Below are 14,458 nucleotides of genomic sequence, written 5' to 3' on the forward strand. Positions count from 1 at the left end.
ATGGCTGAAGTGATTTTCAACAAACTGGAAAAAGTGTACTCCAACGGCTTCAAAGCGGTACATGGTATCGACCTTAAAATTGCTGAAGGCGAATTTATGGTGATCGTTGGCCCATCGGGCTGCGCCAAATCCACCACCCTGCGCATGCTGGCCGGGCTGGAAACCATCAGCGGTGGCGAAGTGCGCATCGGCGAGAAAGTGGTGAATAACCTCGCGCCGAAAGAGCGTGGCATTGCGATGGTGTTCCAGAACTACGCGCTTTATCCGCACATGACCGTGCGCGAGAACCTGGCGTTCGGCCTGAAGCTGAGCAAAATGCCAAAAGATCAAATCGACAGGCAGGTCGATGAAGCGGCGAAAATTCTTGAGCTGGATGAACTGCTGGACAGACTGCCGCGCCAGCTCTCCGGCGGCCAGGCACAGCGTGTGGCCGTAGGCCGCGCGATTGTGAAAAAGCCAGACGTGTTCCTGTTCGATGAACCGCTCTCCAACCTTGACGCCAAACTGCGTGCATCGATGCGCATCCGTATTTCTGACCTGCATAAGCAGTTGAAGAAATCGGGCAAACCGGCGACCACCGTTTACGTCACCCACGATCAGACCGAAGCGATGACCATGGGCGACCGTATCTGCGTCATGAAGCTGGGTCACATCATGCAGGTCGATACGCCGGATAACCTTTACCACAAGCCGAAAAACATGTTCGTCGCGGGCTTTATCGGCGCACCGGAAATGAACATTCGCGCCAGCAAACTGGTGGAGAAAGAAGGACACCTCTCTCTGACCATCGGCGACGAGTTCCTGCCGCTGAGCAACGTGTTAGAGCAGAAACTGGCGGGCCATAAAAATGAAGACGTGTTCTACGGCATTCGCCCGGAATTCGTTTCCGTATCAGATGAGCCTTATGCCGAAGGCGGTTGCACCGGCGAGATGGTTCGCGTTGAAAACATGGGCCATGAGTTCTTCGTTTACCTGAAAGTCGCCAACTACGAGCTGACGGCGCGCATTCCATCGGATGAAGCTAAGCCAATGATTGATAAAGGGCTTAACCGTAAAGTGTACTTTAAGTTTGATATGAATAAGTGTCATATCTTTGACGCAAAAACAGAACAGAACCTCTCTCTTTAATGGAGTATTAAAATGAAAAAAGTGCTTTTAAGCGCAGCAATCTCCACCATTTTGGGACTGACTGCTTTACCCTCAATGGCAAAAGATGTGGATTTACGTATGTCCTGGTGGGGCGGTAATGGCCGTCACCAGGTCACTCTGAAGGCGCTGGAAGAGTTCCATAAACAGAACCCTGACATCAACGTTAAAGCGGAATATACCGGCTGGGATGGTCACCTCTCCCGTCTGACCACCCAAATTGCGGGCGGTACCGAGCCGGATGTGATGCAAACCAACTGGAACTGGTTGCCGATTTTCTCCAAAACGGGTGATGGCTTCTATGACCTGAATAAAATGAAAGATGTCATCGACCTGAGCCAGTTCGATGCCAAAGAGCTGCAAACAACCACGGTGAACGGCAAGCTGAACGGTATTCCAATTTCCGTCACGGCGCGCGTGTTCTACTTCAACGATGAAACCTGGAAAAAAGCTGGCGTGGAGTACCCGAAAACCTGGGACGCGCTGATGGAAGCGGGGAAAACCTTCGAAAGCAAACTGGGTAAACAGTACTACCCGGTGGTGCTTGAGCATCAGGATACCCTGGCGCTGCTGAACTCGTATATGGTGCAGAAGTACAACACGGCCGCCATTGATGAGAAGACCAAAAAGCTGGCCTGGAGCAAAGATCAGTGGAATGAGTTTTTCCAGATGTACAAAAAGCTCGTCGACAGTCACGTGATGCCGGATACCAAGTACTACGCTTCTTTCGGTAAGAGCAACATGTACGAAATGAAGCCGTGGATCCAGGGTGAATGGGGGGGAACCTACATGTGGAACTCCACCATCAATAAATATTCCGACAACCTGAAGCCGCCAGCAAAACTGGAGCTGGGTAACTATCCGATGCTGGAAGGCGCAACCGACGCGGGCCTGTTCTTCAAACCGGCGCAAATGCTCTCTATCGGTAAGTCGACGAAAAACCCGGAAGCGGCAGCGAAGTTGATCAATTTCCTGCTTAACAATAAAGAAGCGGTTGATACGCTGGGCCTGGAGCGCGGCGTGCCGCTGAGCAAGGCCGCGGTGAAATTCCTGACCGAAGACGGCATCATCAAAGAGGATGACCCGGCGGTCTCCGGCCTGCGTCTGGCACAGTCTCTGCCGACCAAACTGAGCGTGTCTCCGTACTTTGATGACCCGCAGATCGTCGCTCAGTTCGGCACCACGCTGCAATACATCGATTACGGTCAGAAATCTGTGGAAGATGCTGCCACAGACTTCCAGCGCCAGGCGGAACGTATTCTGCGTCGCGCCATGCGTTAATCCCGACCTTATCTCTCAATACCCTGGCGCTTCGGCGGCGGGGTATTTTTTTATCAGGAGCTGATTAATGAAAGGTAAAATTATCCCGCTAAATTTCCGTTCACAGCCGGACCCCGAAACGGGGCATGAGGTTATTCGCCTGACGCCACCGCATATTATTTGTCACCGTAACTACTTCTATCAGAAGTGTTTTACGCGCGATGGCAAAAAACTCATTTTTGGCGGCGCGTTTGAAGGGCACTGGAATTACTACCTGTTGGATCTTGAAGCGCAGTACGCTACGCAATTGACGGATGGCGAAGGCGATAACACGTTTGGGGGGTTCCTCTCCGCAGACGATCAATCGCTGTGGTATGTGAAAAACAATCGCCAGTTAAGGCGTGTGGATCTCGATTCGCGGGAAGAGCACGTGATTTACGAAGTGGATGACGCATGGGTGGCCTATGGCACCTGGGTCGCCAACAGCGACTGTACCCAGTTGGTCGGCATCGAAATCAAAAAAAGCGACTGGCAGCCGCTGACCGACTGGAGCAAATTTCGCGATTTCTACTTTACGCAGCCGGAGTGCCGTCTGATAAACATCGACCTGAAAACGGGCGCACAGCGCACTATTTTGCAGGAGAAGCGCTGGCTGGGGCATCCGATTTACCGCCCGTTTGATGATAATACGGTGGCGTTCTGCCACGAAGGCCCGCGCGATGCAATCGATGCACGTATGTGGCTAATCAATGCCGACGGCAGTAACCTGCGCAAGGTTCGCCAGCATCAGACTGGTGAAAGTTTTACCCATGAATTCTGGGTGCCAAATGGAACTGCGCTTTATTACGTGGCGCATCAGGACAATTCTCCGCAGCGCTATTTATATCGCGCCGACCCGATAACGCTTGAGAATACGCTACTGATGGCGATACCGCCCTGCTCTCACCTGATGAGTAATCATGACGGATCGCTCATTGTGGGTGACGGTGCACCGCATAATGGTAGTAACGATCCGTTTATCTGGGTATTTGATATTCACAGCGGGGAGCAGAAAGCGGTGTGTCAGCATAACAGTAGCTGGAAGGTGCTGGACGGTGACCGCCAGGTGACACATCCGCATCCTTCGTTTTCACCGGATAATCAATGGGTGCTGTATACGTCGGATGTTGAGGGGATGCCGGCGCTGTATTTGGCAAAGGTGTAAACCCTCACCCTAACCCTCTCCCTCAGGGAGAGGGGACCGACGGTGCACAATTGTTACTTCTCCCTCAGGGAGAGGGGACTGACGGTGCACAATTGTTACTTCTCCCTCAGGGAGAGGGGACCGACGGTGCACAATTGTTACTTCTCCCTCAGGGAGAGGGGACTGACGGTGCACAATTGTTACTTCTCCCTCAGGGAGAGGGGACTGACGGTGCACAATTGTTACTTCTCCCTCTCCCTGTGGGAGAGGGCCGGGGTGAGGGCATCAGCGCGCACTCACCCCAACTGTCCTTCACACCCCAATATTTCGCAGCTTCTCTCCTGCCATCAGTTTGCGTTCGATATGTTCCAGCGTGACATTTTTAGTTTCCGGTATCAGCCAGAACGTAATGCCGATAAACGCAATATTCAACCCGGTATAGAGCCAGAACGTGCCTGCCGCGCCAATGCTATCGAGCAGCGTCAGGAAGGTCGCGCCGATAATCATATTGGAAACCCAGTTGGTGGTAGTGGAACAGGTGATACCAAAGTCGCGGCATTTCAGCGGTTGAATTTCAGAACACAGGATCCACACCACCGGCGCGGCACTCATCGCATAGCCCGCGATGCACATCATGGTCATGCCAACCGACAGCCATGAAAGCCCGCTTCCCGCCGTGCCGTTATCGAACTGCATCAGGCAGTAGCCCAGCACCAGCGTACCCAGCGCCATCACGCTAAAACCAATCTTCAGCGCCGGTTTACGCCCGGCTTTATCCACCATAAAGATGGCGATAAAGGTCGCGAACATAAAGGTCAACCCAACGACCAGCGTCGCCAGCATCTGCTGTTCCGTGGTGGTGAAACCCGCCATTTTGAAGATGCGCGGCGCGTAGTACATGATGATGTTCATCCCGGTAAACTGCTGCATCGCCTGCAATAGCATACCGAGAAACACCGCGCGGCGTACGTTGCGGTTAGCTTTAAACAGCTTCCAGCCGCCCTGCTTCAGCTTCAGGCTTTCGCGAATTTCATTCAGCTCTTCGCGCGCTTTTTCAGAGGTATCGCGCAGCATCCGCAACACTTCTTCTGCTTCGATATGCCGCCCTTTCTCCGCCAGCCAGCGCGGGCTGTTCGGCAGGAAGACCACCAGCACAATCAGGATCACCGCTGGCAACGCCAGCACGCCAAGCATCGCGCGCCAGTTACCGGTGTAGCTGAATGCGGTATCCGAGAGGAACGCCAGCACAATGCCCAGCGTAACCATCAACTGATACATGCTAATCATCTTACCGCGCACGTTTTCGCTCGCCATTTCAGAGAGATAAAGCGGTGCAGTGTAAGACGCAATCCCCACCGCGACCCCCAACAGCACACGCGCCGCAATCAGAATTTCCACGCTGCTGGCCAGCGCAGAACCCAGCGAGCCCAGCACGAACAGCACCGCCGCGGCCATCAGGCTGTATTTACGCCCCAGGCGGAAAGAGAGCCAACCGTTAAACAGCGCACCCAGCGCCGCGCCGAGCATCATGCTGCTGACCACCCACTCCTGCAAACGGCTGCTCAGGGCAAAATGGTCGGTGATAAAGGGTAGCGCCCCGGCAATCACCCCAATATCTAAACCAAACAACAGACCGGCAACCGCCGCAGAAACGGAGACAAACAGATTCATTCGCCGCGTATCGCGCAGCGAGCGTGGAGACACAACTGAATCACTATTTAAGGTAACCATCTTTTCCTGCCTGCACTGTATAAAACATTCCCTGAACATACGGGATTTCTATGGAAATACGTCAGGCGGTTCATCGCGTAGATATGGACTAAATAGCTGCGCATATCGGTTATGTGATGGACATTACAATTTTATAAATGAGACACATTGAATCAATTATTTTTAATTAACTGTTTTTGAACAAATTTATTATTATTAATTTCATTACAGCAATAATCACATGGATAAATCAATTTATACGATATGGATCTATGCCATTAACAGGCAAAAAAAACCCTGCCGCGAAGCAGGGTTCTTACCACCAGCCCGAAATTAGCGAGCCAGCCAGCCGCCATCTACCGCAACGGTGTAGCCGTTGATGTAGTCAGACGCCGGAGAAGCCAGGAACACGACCGGCCCCATCAGATCGCTCGGCAGACCCCAACGACCCGCCGGGATACGGTCGAGGATCGCCGCGCTACGCTCTTCATCTGCACGCAGTTGCTGGGTATTGTTGGTCGCCATGTAGCCCGGAGCAATGGCGTTCACGTTAATACCGTGTTTCGCCCACTCGTTAGCCATCAGGCGAGTGACGCCCATCACGCCGCTTTTCGATGCGGTGTAAGACGGCACGCGGATCCCGCCCTGGAAGGAGAGCATAGACGCGATATTGATAATTTTGCCGCCTTTGCCCTGCGCGATGAAGTGTTTCGCCGCCGCCTGAGACATAAAGAACACGCTCTTAATGTTCAGGTTCATCACGTCGTCCCAGTCTTTTTCGCTGAAGTCGATAGCGTCTTCACGGCGAATCAGACCGGCGTTGTTTACGAGGATATCGATATGACCGAATTCCGCAACGGCACGATCAAGCAGCGCAGGAATGCCGTCAATAGAACGCAGATCGGCAGTCAGGCTCAGGAAGCGACGACCCAGCGCGGTGACGCGCTCGATGGTCTCAGCCGGCTCAACAATGTTGATACCCACGATGTCGCAGCCCGCTTCCGCCAGGCCAACAGCCATCCCCTGGCCCAGGCCAGTATCACAACCGGTGACGACCGCTACTTTACCCTGTAAAGAGAATGCATCTAAAATCATGTTAAATTCCTTATTGATTGCCCCTGTTCGCGACAGGCATTGTTTCTTTTGCTGCCCGCGACTTAGCGCAGATCCTTAACCGCTACGTGATCCATGTCATCGAAGACCTGGTTCTCGCCAACCATTCCCCAGATGAAGGTATACGCTTTGGTGCCCACACCAGAGTGAATAGACCAGCTCGGCGAAATCACTGCCTGTTCGTTATGCATCACGATGTGACGCGTTTCCTGCGGCTGCCCCATCATGTGGAACACGCAGGCGTCTTCATCCATATTGAAGTAGAAGTACACTTCCATACGGCGCTCGTGAGTGTGGCACGGCATGGTGTTCCACAGATTTCCCGGCGCGAGTTCAGTCAGCCCCATGCTAAGCTGGCAGGTTTCCAGCACATCAGGCACAAAGTATTTATTGATGGTGCGACGGTTGCTGGTGAGGTTATCGCCCAGCGTAACCGGTGAAACGTCATCCGGCGTGACTTTTTTGGTCGGATAAGTGGTGTGGGCCGGTGCGCAGTTATAGTAGAACTTCGCCGGTTTCGTCGTATCGACGCTGGCGAATACCACTTCTTTTGCCCCTTTCCCGACATATAGCGCGTCGCGGTGACCGATTTCATAACATTGACCGTCAACGGTAATGGTGCCTGCGCCGCCGATATTAATTACGCCGAGCTCGCGACGTTCCAGGAAATAGCTTACGCCCAGTTGTTTGCCCACTTCACCGCCCACAGAAACGGTTTTCGCCACCGGCATAATGCCGCCGACAATGATGCGGTCGATGTGGCTGTACACCATGGTGTACTCATCCGCGACAAAGACGTGCTCAACGAGAAATTCGTTGCGCAGGCCCTGCGTATCCAGCGTTTTTGCATGTTCACTATGAATGCTTTGTCTTACGTCCACCGAATGCCTCCAGAAAATCTGTTGTTCTTTATTAAGGGACCTGAAACAGGGTTCCGCTTTGTCAATGAGGCCATCTTATCGCTGATGAAATGGGTTTTCAATTACAATCAAAACATCGTTTCACTTTTTCTGCATAATATTACTAAAAATGCAAAAGGGATCACGAATATGCCTGCTCTTATCGCCCGAGATAAAATAAAGTCTTTACAATTCAGTAGAATAGAAACATTGAGAATTAGCTGAAATGTGAGAAATATCCGTCAGAAAACAAAGTTCATTTATGGAGACATCGTGTTGGGCAACGTCCTCTGGATTGAATTTACTGCCTTTTCGTACAAAATGCGCTCATCATCACAAACAATGAAACGATGTTTTGATAAATTATCACTACATTTTTAAAACGACATCCACATCGGCCGGTGAGCGTTACGCCACCATTGCTTGAGAAAAAGGAGTGCAACATGGCTAAAGGTATGCGGGTAAAACTGAACTATGAGGTCAGCCGCGATCCAGACACAGGCGCGGAAGTCACCCGCTTAACCCCACCAGACGTCACCTGTCATCGTAACTACTTCTATCAGAAGTGCTTTTTCAATGATGGCAGCCATCTTCTTTTCGCGGGTGAATTCCACGGCCACTGGAACTACTACCTGCTGGATGTCGCCAGTGCAGAAGCGGTGCAATTAACGGAAGGCGAAGGCGATAACACCTTCGGCGGCTTTCTCTCGCCGGATGACAAATCGCTCTACTACGTTAAAAACGATCGCACCCTGCTGGAAGTGAACCTGAAAACGTTGGTGGAACGGGAAGTGTATCGCGTGCCGGACGAATGGGTCGGCTACGGTACCTGGGTTTCCAACAGCGACTGCACCAAACTGGTGGGCATTGAGATTGCCAAAAGTGACTGGACGCCGCTCAACAGCTGGCAACTGTTCCACGACTTCTTCCATAAAGGGCCACACTGCCGCCTGCTGCGCGTTGACCTGCAAACCGGTGAAAGCTCGGTAATTCACGAAGAGAAGAACTGGCTCGGCCACCCCATTTACCGTCCATTTGACGATAATACCGTCGCGTTCTGCCATGAAGGCCCGCACGATTTAGTCGATGCCCGTATGTGGCTGGTTAACGAAGACGGCAGCAACGTGCGCAAAGTCAAAGAGCATGCGGAAGGCGAAAGCTGCACCCATGAATTCTGGGTACCAAACGGCTCAGCGCTGGTGTATGTCTCTTATCTGAAGGGCAAGCAGGGTCGAACGATTTATCGTTACAACCCGGACACCGGGGTTAACGAAGCGCTGATGCAGATGCCAGCCTGTTCGCATCTGATGAGCAACTTTGACGGTACGCTGCTGGTCGGTGATGGTTCCGGTACGCCGGTCGATGTGAAAGACACCAGCGGCTACACCATCGACAACGATCCCTATTTATACGGTTTCGACGTCGCGAAAAAAGCGTACTTCCGCATCGCGCGTCACGACACCTCCTGGGCGACGGTACAAAACAGTCGCCAGGTCACGCATCCACACCCTTCTTTCCTGCCACACGATGGCGCGGTGCTGTTCAGCTCCGACAAAGACGGGAAACCGGCGCTTTATATCGCCAAACTCCCGGCGCAGCGTGATTTCATTCAGGCCTGAATGGCTGAATATAAAGTATGAGTGACTGAGTGTTTGATGTAGTGTTTCTGTAACTGGCCTTGCCCTCCTTTATGGAGGGCCTTTTTTTGTCTGCCATTTATATTAGAAAAAAGAAAACAGAAAAACCCGGCTAACTACGCCGGGTTAATAACGAGGTGGAAGAATTAATTAGAAGGTGTACGCCACACCGACACGGAAACGCGTCTGGCGATCGTTACGGTCATTCACACCCACGTTACCCACTTCGCCATACGGTGCCCAGTTTTTATCCCAACGATAAGCCAGCTTAACGTTATATTCCTGAGAATATGGTTTGTTATTATTACGCGCGGTACCTTCGCTGCTGCGCGCATAAACATAGTTCAGCTCGGTACGCCAGTCGCCGAACACATAACCCGCCCAGGCATCGCCACGGTTAACTTTGTCATCGTCTTTACCGGCATTTGAAGGATAGCGTGTGTAATCATAACGATAACGTGCGGCGACATAAAAACCGCTGTCGAAGCTGTACTGAACACGCAGGTTCGGTTTATAAATTGAGCGGCTATCATTACTCTCAATATTGAACCCCGGCGTTACCGAGAAATTCTTATTGGCTTTCCACTGCCAGCTAATCGATTCTTCATGACCATTACCAATAAAATCTGCATACGGCTTATCGGTATTATCACCACCCGACTTCCACTTTGCTTCAACAGAGAAACCAAAGCCATTTGCAAATCGATGAGAAACAGAAACGCGGTCAGCGTTAGATTTATCTGTTTTACCACCATCAATGAATTCATGACGTAAATCGACAGTTACCGCTGATGCAGCAAAAGATGCTCCACACAATACAGCCAGGGCCAGAGTTTTTTTAAACATTTGCTATCCCTCAATTGAAATCATGTTTCGCTTTTATGGAATTGCATTTTATTTTTTTAATCTCTGTGTTTTAGTGATCAGGATCGTAATTATTTGTTTCAAAAAATACGGCACAAAATGGCGTGATCGGCTTCAATAAAAAAATATCAAACCACGATAAATATGCGATATAAGTCACATATAATTAATTTTTTAAACATAATCCGCTTAAACAACGCTTTTAAATAAACAATAAAAATCAACAGGTTATAATTACAACGCAAAATAAAATAACCAGCGTTATTTTATCCAATCAAATGATAAGTATTTTATTAATGTACTTTATATAGAATTAACTCATCGCACAACATTACCAACGACGACAAAAGTGTAAACAAAACGCTTTTCGTTACGTCATTCGCATTAGCGTTAATAAGGATGATAGAGAGGAACTAACTCAGGTTGTTCTGAACGCTACCGGGGATTTTAGTAGCGTTGAAAGAGATTATGCAGCAGGCAAATCGCGTTCTACAGCCAGCGCCACGCCCTGACCGCCGCCAATACACAGCGTCGCCAGGCCTTTGCGGGCATCGCGTTTTATCATTTCGTGAACCAGAGAAACCAGAATACGGCAGCCGGAAGCGCCAATAGGATGACCCAGGGCGATAGCGCCGCCATTTACATTCACTTTTTGCTCATCCCACTCCAGCATCTTGCCGACAGAAATCGCCTGCGCGGCAAACGCTTCATTGGCTTCGATAAGATCAACATCGTTCAGTTGCCAGCCCGCACGCTCCAGGCAACGGCGTGTGGCGTACACCGGAGCAATCCCCATCAGCGCGGGATCGACACCGACGCTTGCAAACGCGCGGATGCGCGCCAGGATCGGTAAATTCAGCTCCAGCGCTTTGCTTTCGCTCATCATTAACACCGCCGCAGCGCCATCGTTGATCGACGACGCATTCCCGGCGGTGACGGAACCCAGTTGATCGAATGCCGGTGAAAGCCGCGCCAGACCTTCCGCACTGGGATCGGTTTGCGGCTGTTCATCGGTTTCGACGCGCAGGGTTTCACCGTTAGGCTGCGCATTCACTACCGGGACGATTTCAGCACGAAAGCGCCCGGAATCAATCGCCTTGCGTGCCTTATGCTGGGAACTCAGCGCCCAGGCATCCTGTTGTTCACGGCTGATGCCATATTCGCGCGCCAGATTCTCCGCCGTCACGCCCATATGATAATCGTTAAACGCGTCCCACAATCCGTCGTGCACCAGGCTATCAATCAACTGGCTGTTACCCAGTTGCGCGCCGGTGCGGCTGTCGGTCAAAACGTGTGGCGCACGGCTCATGTTCTCCTGTCCGCCCGCAATCACCACATCCGCCTCACCGCACTGGATGGCCTGCGTCGCCAGATGCAGCGCTTTCAGACCCGAGCCGCAGACGTCATTGATGGTGATGGCTGAAACGGTATTGGGCAGGCCGCCTTTGATCGCCGATTGCCGGGCAGGGTTTTGCCCGGTGCCCGCCGTCAGCACCTGACCAATAATCACTTCATCAATAACATGAGGCTCAATCCCGCTGCGTTCGACCAGCGCGTTGATCACCAGGCTGCCCAGTTCGACAGCCGAATGGCGGGAGAGCGCCCCCTGAAAGCAGCCGATGGGTGTACGGACTGCACCTACGATAACGACATCTTTCATCTCTACCTCAGCGCAAAATAACCCGGCTATAGTAGATTATTGTTATCAACATTTATCGTAATTGTTTAAAAAAAGTGAGATTTATCACAAAGGTTTTCCATCAGGCTGACACCTGTTGCAGATACGCTTTGACCCAGCTTCCGGCCGCGCCCGGCGGGGCGCTCTTGTTCCACAGCAAATCGATGGAGACAGCAATCGGCCAGCCAGGAAGTGTCAGCATCGTTAACGGTGCGGAGCAGGAAAACTCCTCCACCAGCGCGCAGGGCAGCACGCACCAGCCGAATCCCTGTGCGGCCATACTCATTAACATCAGATAGTTAGGTGCAGACCAAACCGGCCCACGCGCAGGCGTGGGGCGATTTTCAAGATAGGTATTCAGCCGCAGTTCGCGCCAGGTATGCAGTTGATCCCACTCGACGCTGGGCTGTGCGGTTAACGGATGATCGAGTGAAACGTAAATCGCCATATGTGTCTGCATCGGCAGGCGCGTGTGACCAATATCGGTAGGATAACTTTCGCGCGCCTCAATCAGCCCCACCTGCGCACGCCCTTTTTGCAGCAAATCGATAACATCGTCATTTTCGCCCACCAGACATTCGAACTCCGTGTGCGGGAAACGACGATCGAACTGCACCATTAAATCCTCCAGCACATCCGGATGGAGCGTATCAGACAACACAAATGCCAGCCGCGCTTCCGTTTCGCTGCTCAGGGCCACCGCCAGCTCATCCAGTCGCTCGCTGGCGGCCAGAATCGCCTGTACGTAACTCAGCACACGCTGGCCTTCAGCCGTCAGCACCGGCTGGCGTGATGTGCGATCGAACAGCGTCACACCGAGATCGGCCTCAAGATTGGCAATGGCGGTACTGATGGTGGACTGGCTTTTTCGTAAGCGCCGCGCGGCCGCAGAGAACGAACCGCTGTCCACGGTTTCAACAAATGCGGTAAGAGCTTCGGGAGAATAGCGCATAACCTATCTACTTTATCGATGGAATCTATCTTTTACTTATCATATTAATCCATAAAATGCCCAGCAATACAGGTCACAAATTGAGGTCATATACCATGCAACACGACAACCTTCACCGCAGAAAGCTGCCGGAACGCATTTTCCACGCCGTGTGCTTTGAGGGCATCGCCACGGCGATCCTCGCCCCAACCGCCGCGTACCTGATGCAACGTTCGGTGCTTGAAATGGGTGGGTTAACCATCATTCTCGCCACCACGGCGATGGTGTGGAACATCATTTATAACGCCATTTTTGACCGCCTGTGGCCGGTGACGCGCGTTACCCGTACGGCAAAAATCCGCGCCTTCCACGCGCTGGGATTTGAGTGTGGCTTTATTGTGATTGGCGTGAGCATTGTGGCGGCGGTGCTGGGCGTGACGCTGATGCAGGCACTCACGCTGGAGATTGGTTTCTTCCTGTTCTTCCTGCCGTACACCATGCTCTATAACTGGGTGTACGACATGCTGCGCGAGCGCGTAATGAAGCGCCGTGTGCAACGGGCGTTGGATTGTGCGCGCTGATGCCCTCACCCCGGCCCTCTCCCACAGGGAGAGGGTGAGTTACGTATGTGCACAATCTGTCCCCTCTCCCTCTGGGAGAGGGTTAGGGTGAGGGATAAAAACACTCAATAGTATTCATAACCACCACGAATCATAATTATGGTAAATTACGCTCCATTTTGTATGTTCCATGGTTATTAAATTCGCATAATGTCTAAAATTTGGTCAAAAGAAGAGACGCTCTGGAGCTTTGCCCTGTACGGCACGGCTGTAGGCGCCGGTACGCTGTTCCTGCCGATCCAGTTAGGGTCCGCAGGGGCAGTGGTACTGTTTGTTACCGCGCTGGTCGCATGGCCGTTGACGTACTGGCCCCATCGCGCCCTGTGTCAGTTTATCCTCTCCTCCAACACCCCAGCGGGTGTCGGGATAACCGGCGCAGTCACCCACTACTACGGCAGGAAAATTGGCAACCTCATCACCGCGCTCTATTTCCTGGCGTTCTTTGTGGTGATTCTGATTTACGCCGTTGCCATCACCAACTCCATCACCGAACAGATAGCCAAGCATATGCCGGTCGATCTTACGCTACGCGTGCTGGTGAGTTTCGGCGTGGTATTGCTGTTGAACGTGATTTTCCTTGCCGGTCGCCAGGCCACCATCAAAGTGATGGGCTTCCTGGTGTTCCCGCTGATCGCCTACTTCCTGTTTTTATCAATCTACCTGACAGGCAGCTGGCAGCCCGCACTACTCACCGGGCAAATGGAAGTGACGCCGCACACGCTGCATCAGGTGTGGTTATCCATTCCTGTGATGGTTTTTGCTTTTAGCCATACGCCGATTATCTCTACCTTTGCCATTGATCGCAGAGAGAAATATGGCGAGCTTGCGATGGGTAAATGCAAAAAAATCATGAAGGTCGCGTATCTTATTATCTGCCTGAGCGTGCTGTTCTTTGTCTTCAGTTGCCTGCTCTCTATTCCGGTTGATTACATCAATACCGCCAAAGATCAGGGCGTGACGATTCTGTCAGCACTGTCAATGATGCCTAATTCGCCAAACTGGCTGTCCGTATCCGGTATTATTGTGGCGATTGTGGCGATGTCGAAATCGTTCCTTGGCACTTACTTTGGCGTGATTGAAGGCGCGAGCGAGATGGTTAAGGCGTCGCTGAATCAGGTTGGCGTGCGCAAAAGCCGTTCGTTTAACCGCATGATGTCGATTCTGCTGGTCTCGACGCTGACCTTCATCGTGTGCTGCATCAACCCGAACGCCATTTCGATGATCTACGCGATAAGCGGCCCGCTGATTGCCATGATTCTGTTTATCATGCCAACGCTTTCTACGTATCTCATCCCGTCGCTGAAGCCGTACCGCTCTATCGGCAGCCTGATTACGCTGATTGTGGGTCTGCTCTGCGTCTCCGTGATGTTCCTCGGCTAACGCCGATAACAGGGCAGTTCTGTCTGCCCTGTTATCT

Annotated in this window: 12 protein-coding genes; 6 read left to right on the plus strand and 6 right to left on the minus strand. The window is 52.0% G+C overall.

All coding sequences use genetic code 11. The features are described 5' to 3' along the window. From NMC31_RS09810 to NMC31_RS09820, 3 genes are all read left to right on the plus strand, one after another. Entirely contained in the window at positions 1-1,128 is a 1,128-nt protein-coding gene (locus NMC31_RS09810; RefSeq protein ID WP_253897795.1) for an ABC transporter ATP-binding protein, read from the plus strand. A 12-nt stretch (positions 1,129-1,140) separates the two neighbouring features. Next, complete coding sequence (locus NMC31_RS09815) at positions 1,141-2,427, plus strand: ABC transporter substrate-binding protein (RefSeq protein ID WP_149463345.1); 1,287 nt, start codon at positions 1,141-1,143, stop codon at positions 2,425-2,427. Positions 2,428-2,494: 67 nt separating this feature from the next. Then, the gene (locus tag NMC31_RS09820; RefSeq protein ID WP_253897796.1) at positions 2,495-3,610 is read left to right on the plus strand and encodes an oligogalacturonate lyase family protein; all 1,116 of its coding nucleotides are present in this window, start codon (positions 2,495-2,497) and stop codon (positions 3,608-3,610) included. 291 nt (positions 3,611-3,901) lie between these two features. Here NMC31_RS09820 and araE read toward each other — a convergent pair whose 3' ends face one another. The 3 genes from araE to kduI form a co-directional block, all read right to left on the minus strand. Further along, on the minus strand, positions 3,902-5,320 hold the full coding sequence (gene araE, locus NMC31_RS09825; protein ID WP_149463343.1) for an arabinose-proton symporter AraE: 1,419 nt from the start codon (positions 5,318-5,320) through the stop codon (positions 3,902-3,904). A gap of 312 nt (positions 5,321-5,632) precedes the next feature. Beyond that, a complete protein-coding gene (gene kduD / locus NMC31_RS09830; RefSeq protein ID WP_253897797.1) occupies positions 5,633-6,394 on the minus strand; it encodes a 2-dehydro-3-deoxy-D-gluconate 5-dehydrogenase KduD in 762 nt (253 codons plus the stop codon). A gap of 62 nt (positions 6,395-6,456) precedes the next feature. After that, a complete protein-coding gene (gene kduI / locus NMC31_RS09835; RefSeq protein WP_253897798.1) occupies positions 6,457-7,293 on the minus strand; it encodes a 5-dehydro-4-deoxy-D-glucuronate isomerase in 837 nt (278 codons plus the stop codon). 461 nt (positions 7,294-7,754) lie between these two features. Between kduI and NMC31_RS09840 the strand changes: the two genes are divergently transcribed. Next, complete coding sequence (locus NMC31_RS09840; protein ID WP_253897799.1) at positions 7,755-8,930, plus strand: oligogalacturonate lyase family protein; 1,176 nt, start codon at positions 7,755-7,757, stop codon at positions 8,928-8,930. A gap of 168 nt (positions 8,931-9,098) precedes the next feature. Here NMC31_RS09840 and NMC31_RS09845 read toward each other — a convergent pair whose 3' ends face one another. The 3 genes from NMC31_RS09845 to NMC31_RS09855 form a co-directional block, all read right to left on the minus strand. Beyond that, positions 9,099-9,794, minus strand: coding sequence for an oligogalacturonate-specific porin KdgM family protein (locus tag NMC31_RS09845; RefSeq protein WP_253897800.1), 696 nt, complete (start codon positions 9,792-9,794; stop codon positions 9,099-9,101). Between the two features lie 484 nt (positions 9,795-10,278). Next, positions 10,279-11,472: an acetyl-CoA C-acetyltransferase gene (locus NMC31_RS09850; protein ID WP_149463338.1), complete on the minus strand. Its 1,194-nt coding sequence runs from the start codon at positions 11,470-11,472 to the stop codon at positions 10,279-10,281. A 100-nt stretch (positions 11,473-11,572) separates the two neighbouring features. Continuing rightward, positions 11,573-12,442: a LysR family transcriptional regulator gene (locus NMC31_RS09855; protein WP_149463337.1), complete on the minus strand. Its 870-nt coding sequence runs from the start codon at positions 12,440-12,442 to the stop codon at positions 11,573-11,575. A 95-nt stretch (positions 12,443-12,537) separates the two neighbouring features. On the opposite strand from NMC31_RS09855, the gene NMC31_RS09860 reads away from it, so the two are divergent. Beyond that, positions 12,538-13,002, plus strand: coding sequence for a multidrug/biocide efflux PACE transporter (locus NMC31_RS09860; RefSeq protein ID WP_149463336.1), 465 nt, complete (start codon positions 12,538-12,540; stop codon positions 13,000-13,002). Positions 13,003-13,191: 189 nt separating this feature from the next. Then, positions 13,192-14,421, plus strand: coding sequence for an amino acid permease (locus NMC31_RS09865; RefSeq protein ID WP_253897801.1), 1,230 nt, complete (start codon positions 13,192-13,194; stop codon positions 14,419-14,421). Positions 14,422-14,458: the final 37 nt, after the last annotated feature.

The sequence above is a fragment of the Pseudocitrobacter vendiensis genome (assembly GCF_943590815.1).
GTDB classification, from domain to species: Bacteria; Pseudomonadota; Gammaproteobacteria; order Enterobacterales; family Enterobacteriaceae; genus Pseudocitrobacter; species Pseudocitrobacter vendiensis.

What these genes read in the sequence shown, in the direction of transcription:
- NMC31_RS09810 (WP_253897795.1), top strand. Translation starts at nt 1, where the DNA reads ATGGCTGAAGTGATTTTCAACAAACTGGAAAAAGTGTACTCCAACGGC.
- NMC31_RS09815 (WP_149463345.1), top strand. Translation starts at nt 1,141, where the DNA reads ATGAAAAAAGTGCTTTTAAGCGCAGCAATCTCCACCATTTTGGGACTG.
- NMC31_RS09820 (WP_253897796.1), top strand. Translation starts at nt 2,495, where the DNA reads ATGAAAGGTAAAATTATCCCGCTAAATTTCCGTTCACAGCCGGACCCC.
- araE (WP_149463343.1), bottom strand. Translation starts at nt 5,320, where the DNA reads ATGGTTACCTTAAATAGTGATTCAGTTGTGTCTCCACGCTCGCTGCGC.
- kduD (WP_253897797.1), bottom strand. Translation starts at nt 6,394, where the DNA reads ATGATTTTAGATGCATTCTCTTTACAGGGTAAAGTAGCGGTCGTCACC.
- NMC31_RS09840 (WP_253897799.1), top strand. Translation starts at nt 7,755, where the DNA reads ATGGCTAAAGGTATGCGGGTAAAACTGAACTATGAGGTCAGCCGCGAT.
- NMC31_RS09845 (WP_253897800.1), bottom strand. Translation starts at nt 9,794, where the DNA reads ATGTTTAAAAAAACTCTGGCCCTGGCTGTATTGTGTGGAGCATCTTTT.
- NMC31_RS09850 (WP_149463338.1), bottom strand. Translation starts at nt 11,472, where the DNA reads ATGAAAGATGTCGTTATCGTAGGTGCAGTCCGTACACCCATCGGCTGC.
- NMC31_RS09855 (WP_149463337.1), bottom strand. Translation starts at nt 12,442, where the DNA reads ATGCGCTATTCTCCCGAAGCTCTTACCGCATTTGTTGAAACCGTGGAC.
- NMC31_RS09860 (WP_149463336.1), top strand. Translation starts at nt 12,538, where the DNA reads ATGCAACACGACAACCTTCACCGCAGAAAGCTGCCGGAACGCATTTTC.
- NMC31_RS09865 (WP_253897801.1), top strand. Translation starts at nt 13,192, where the DNA reads ATGTCTAAAATTTGGTCAAAAGAAGAGACGCTCTGGAGCTTTGCCCTG.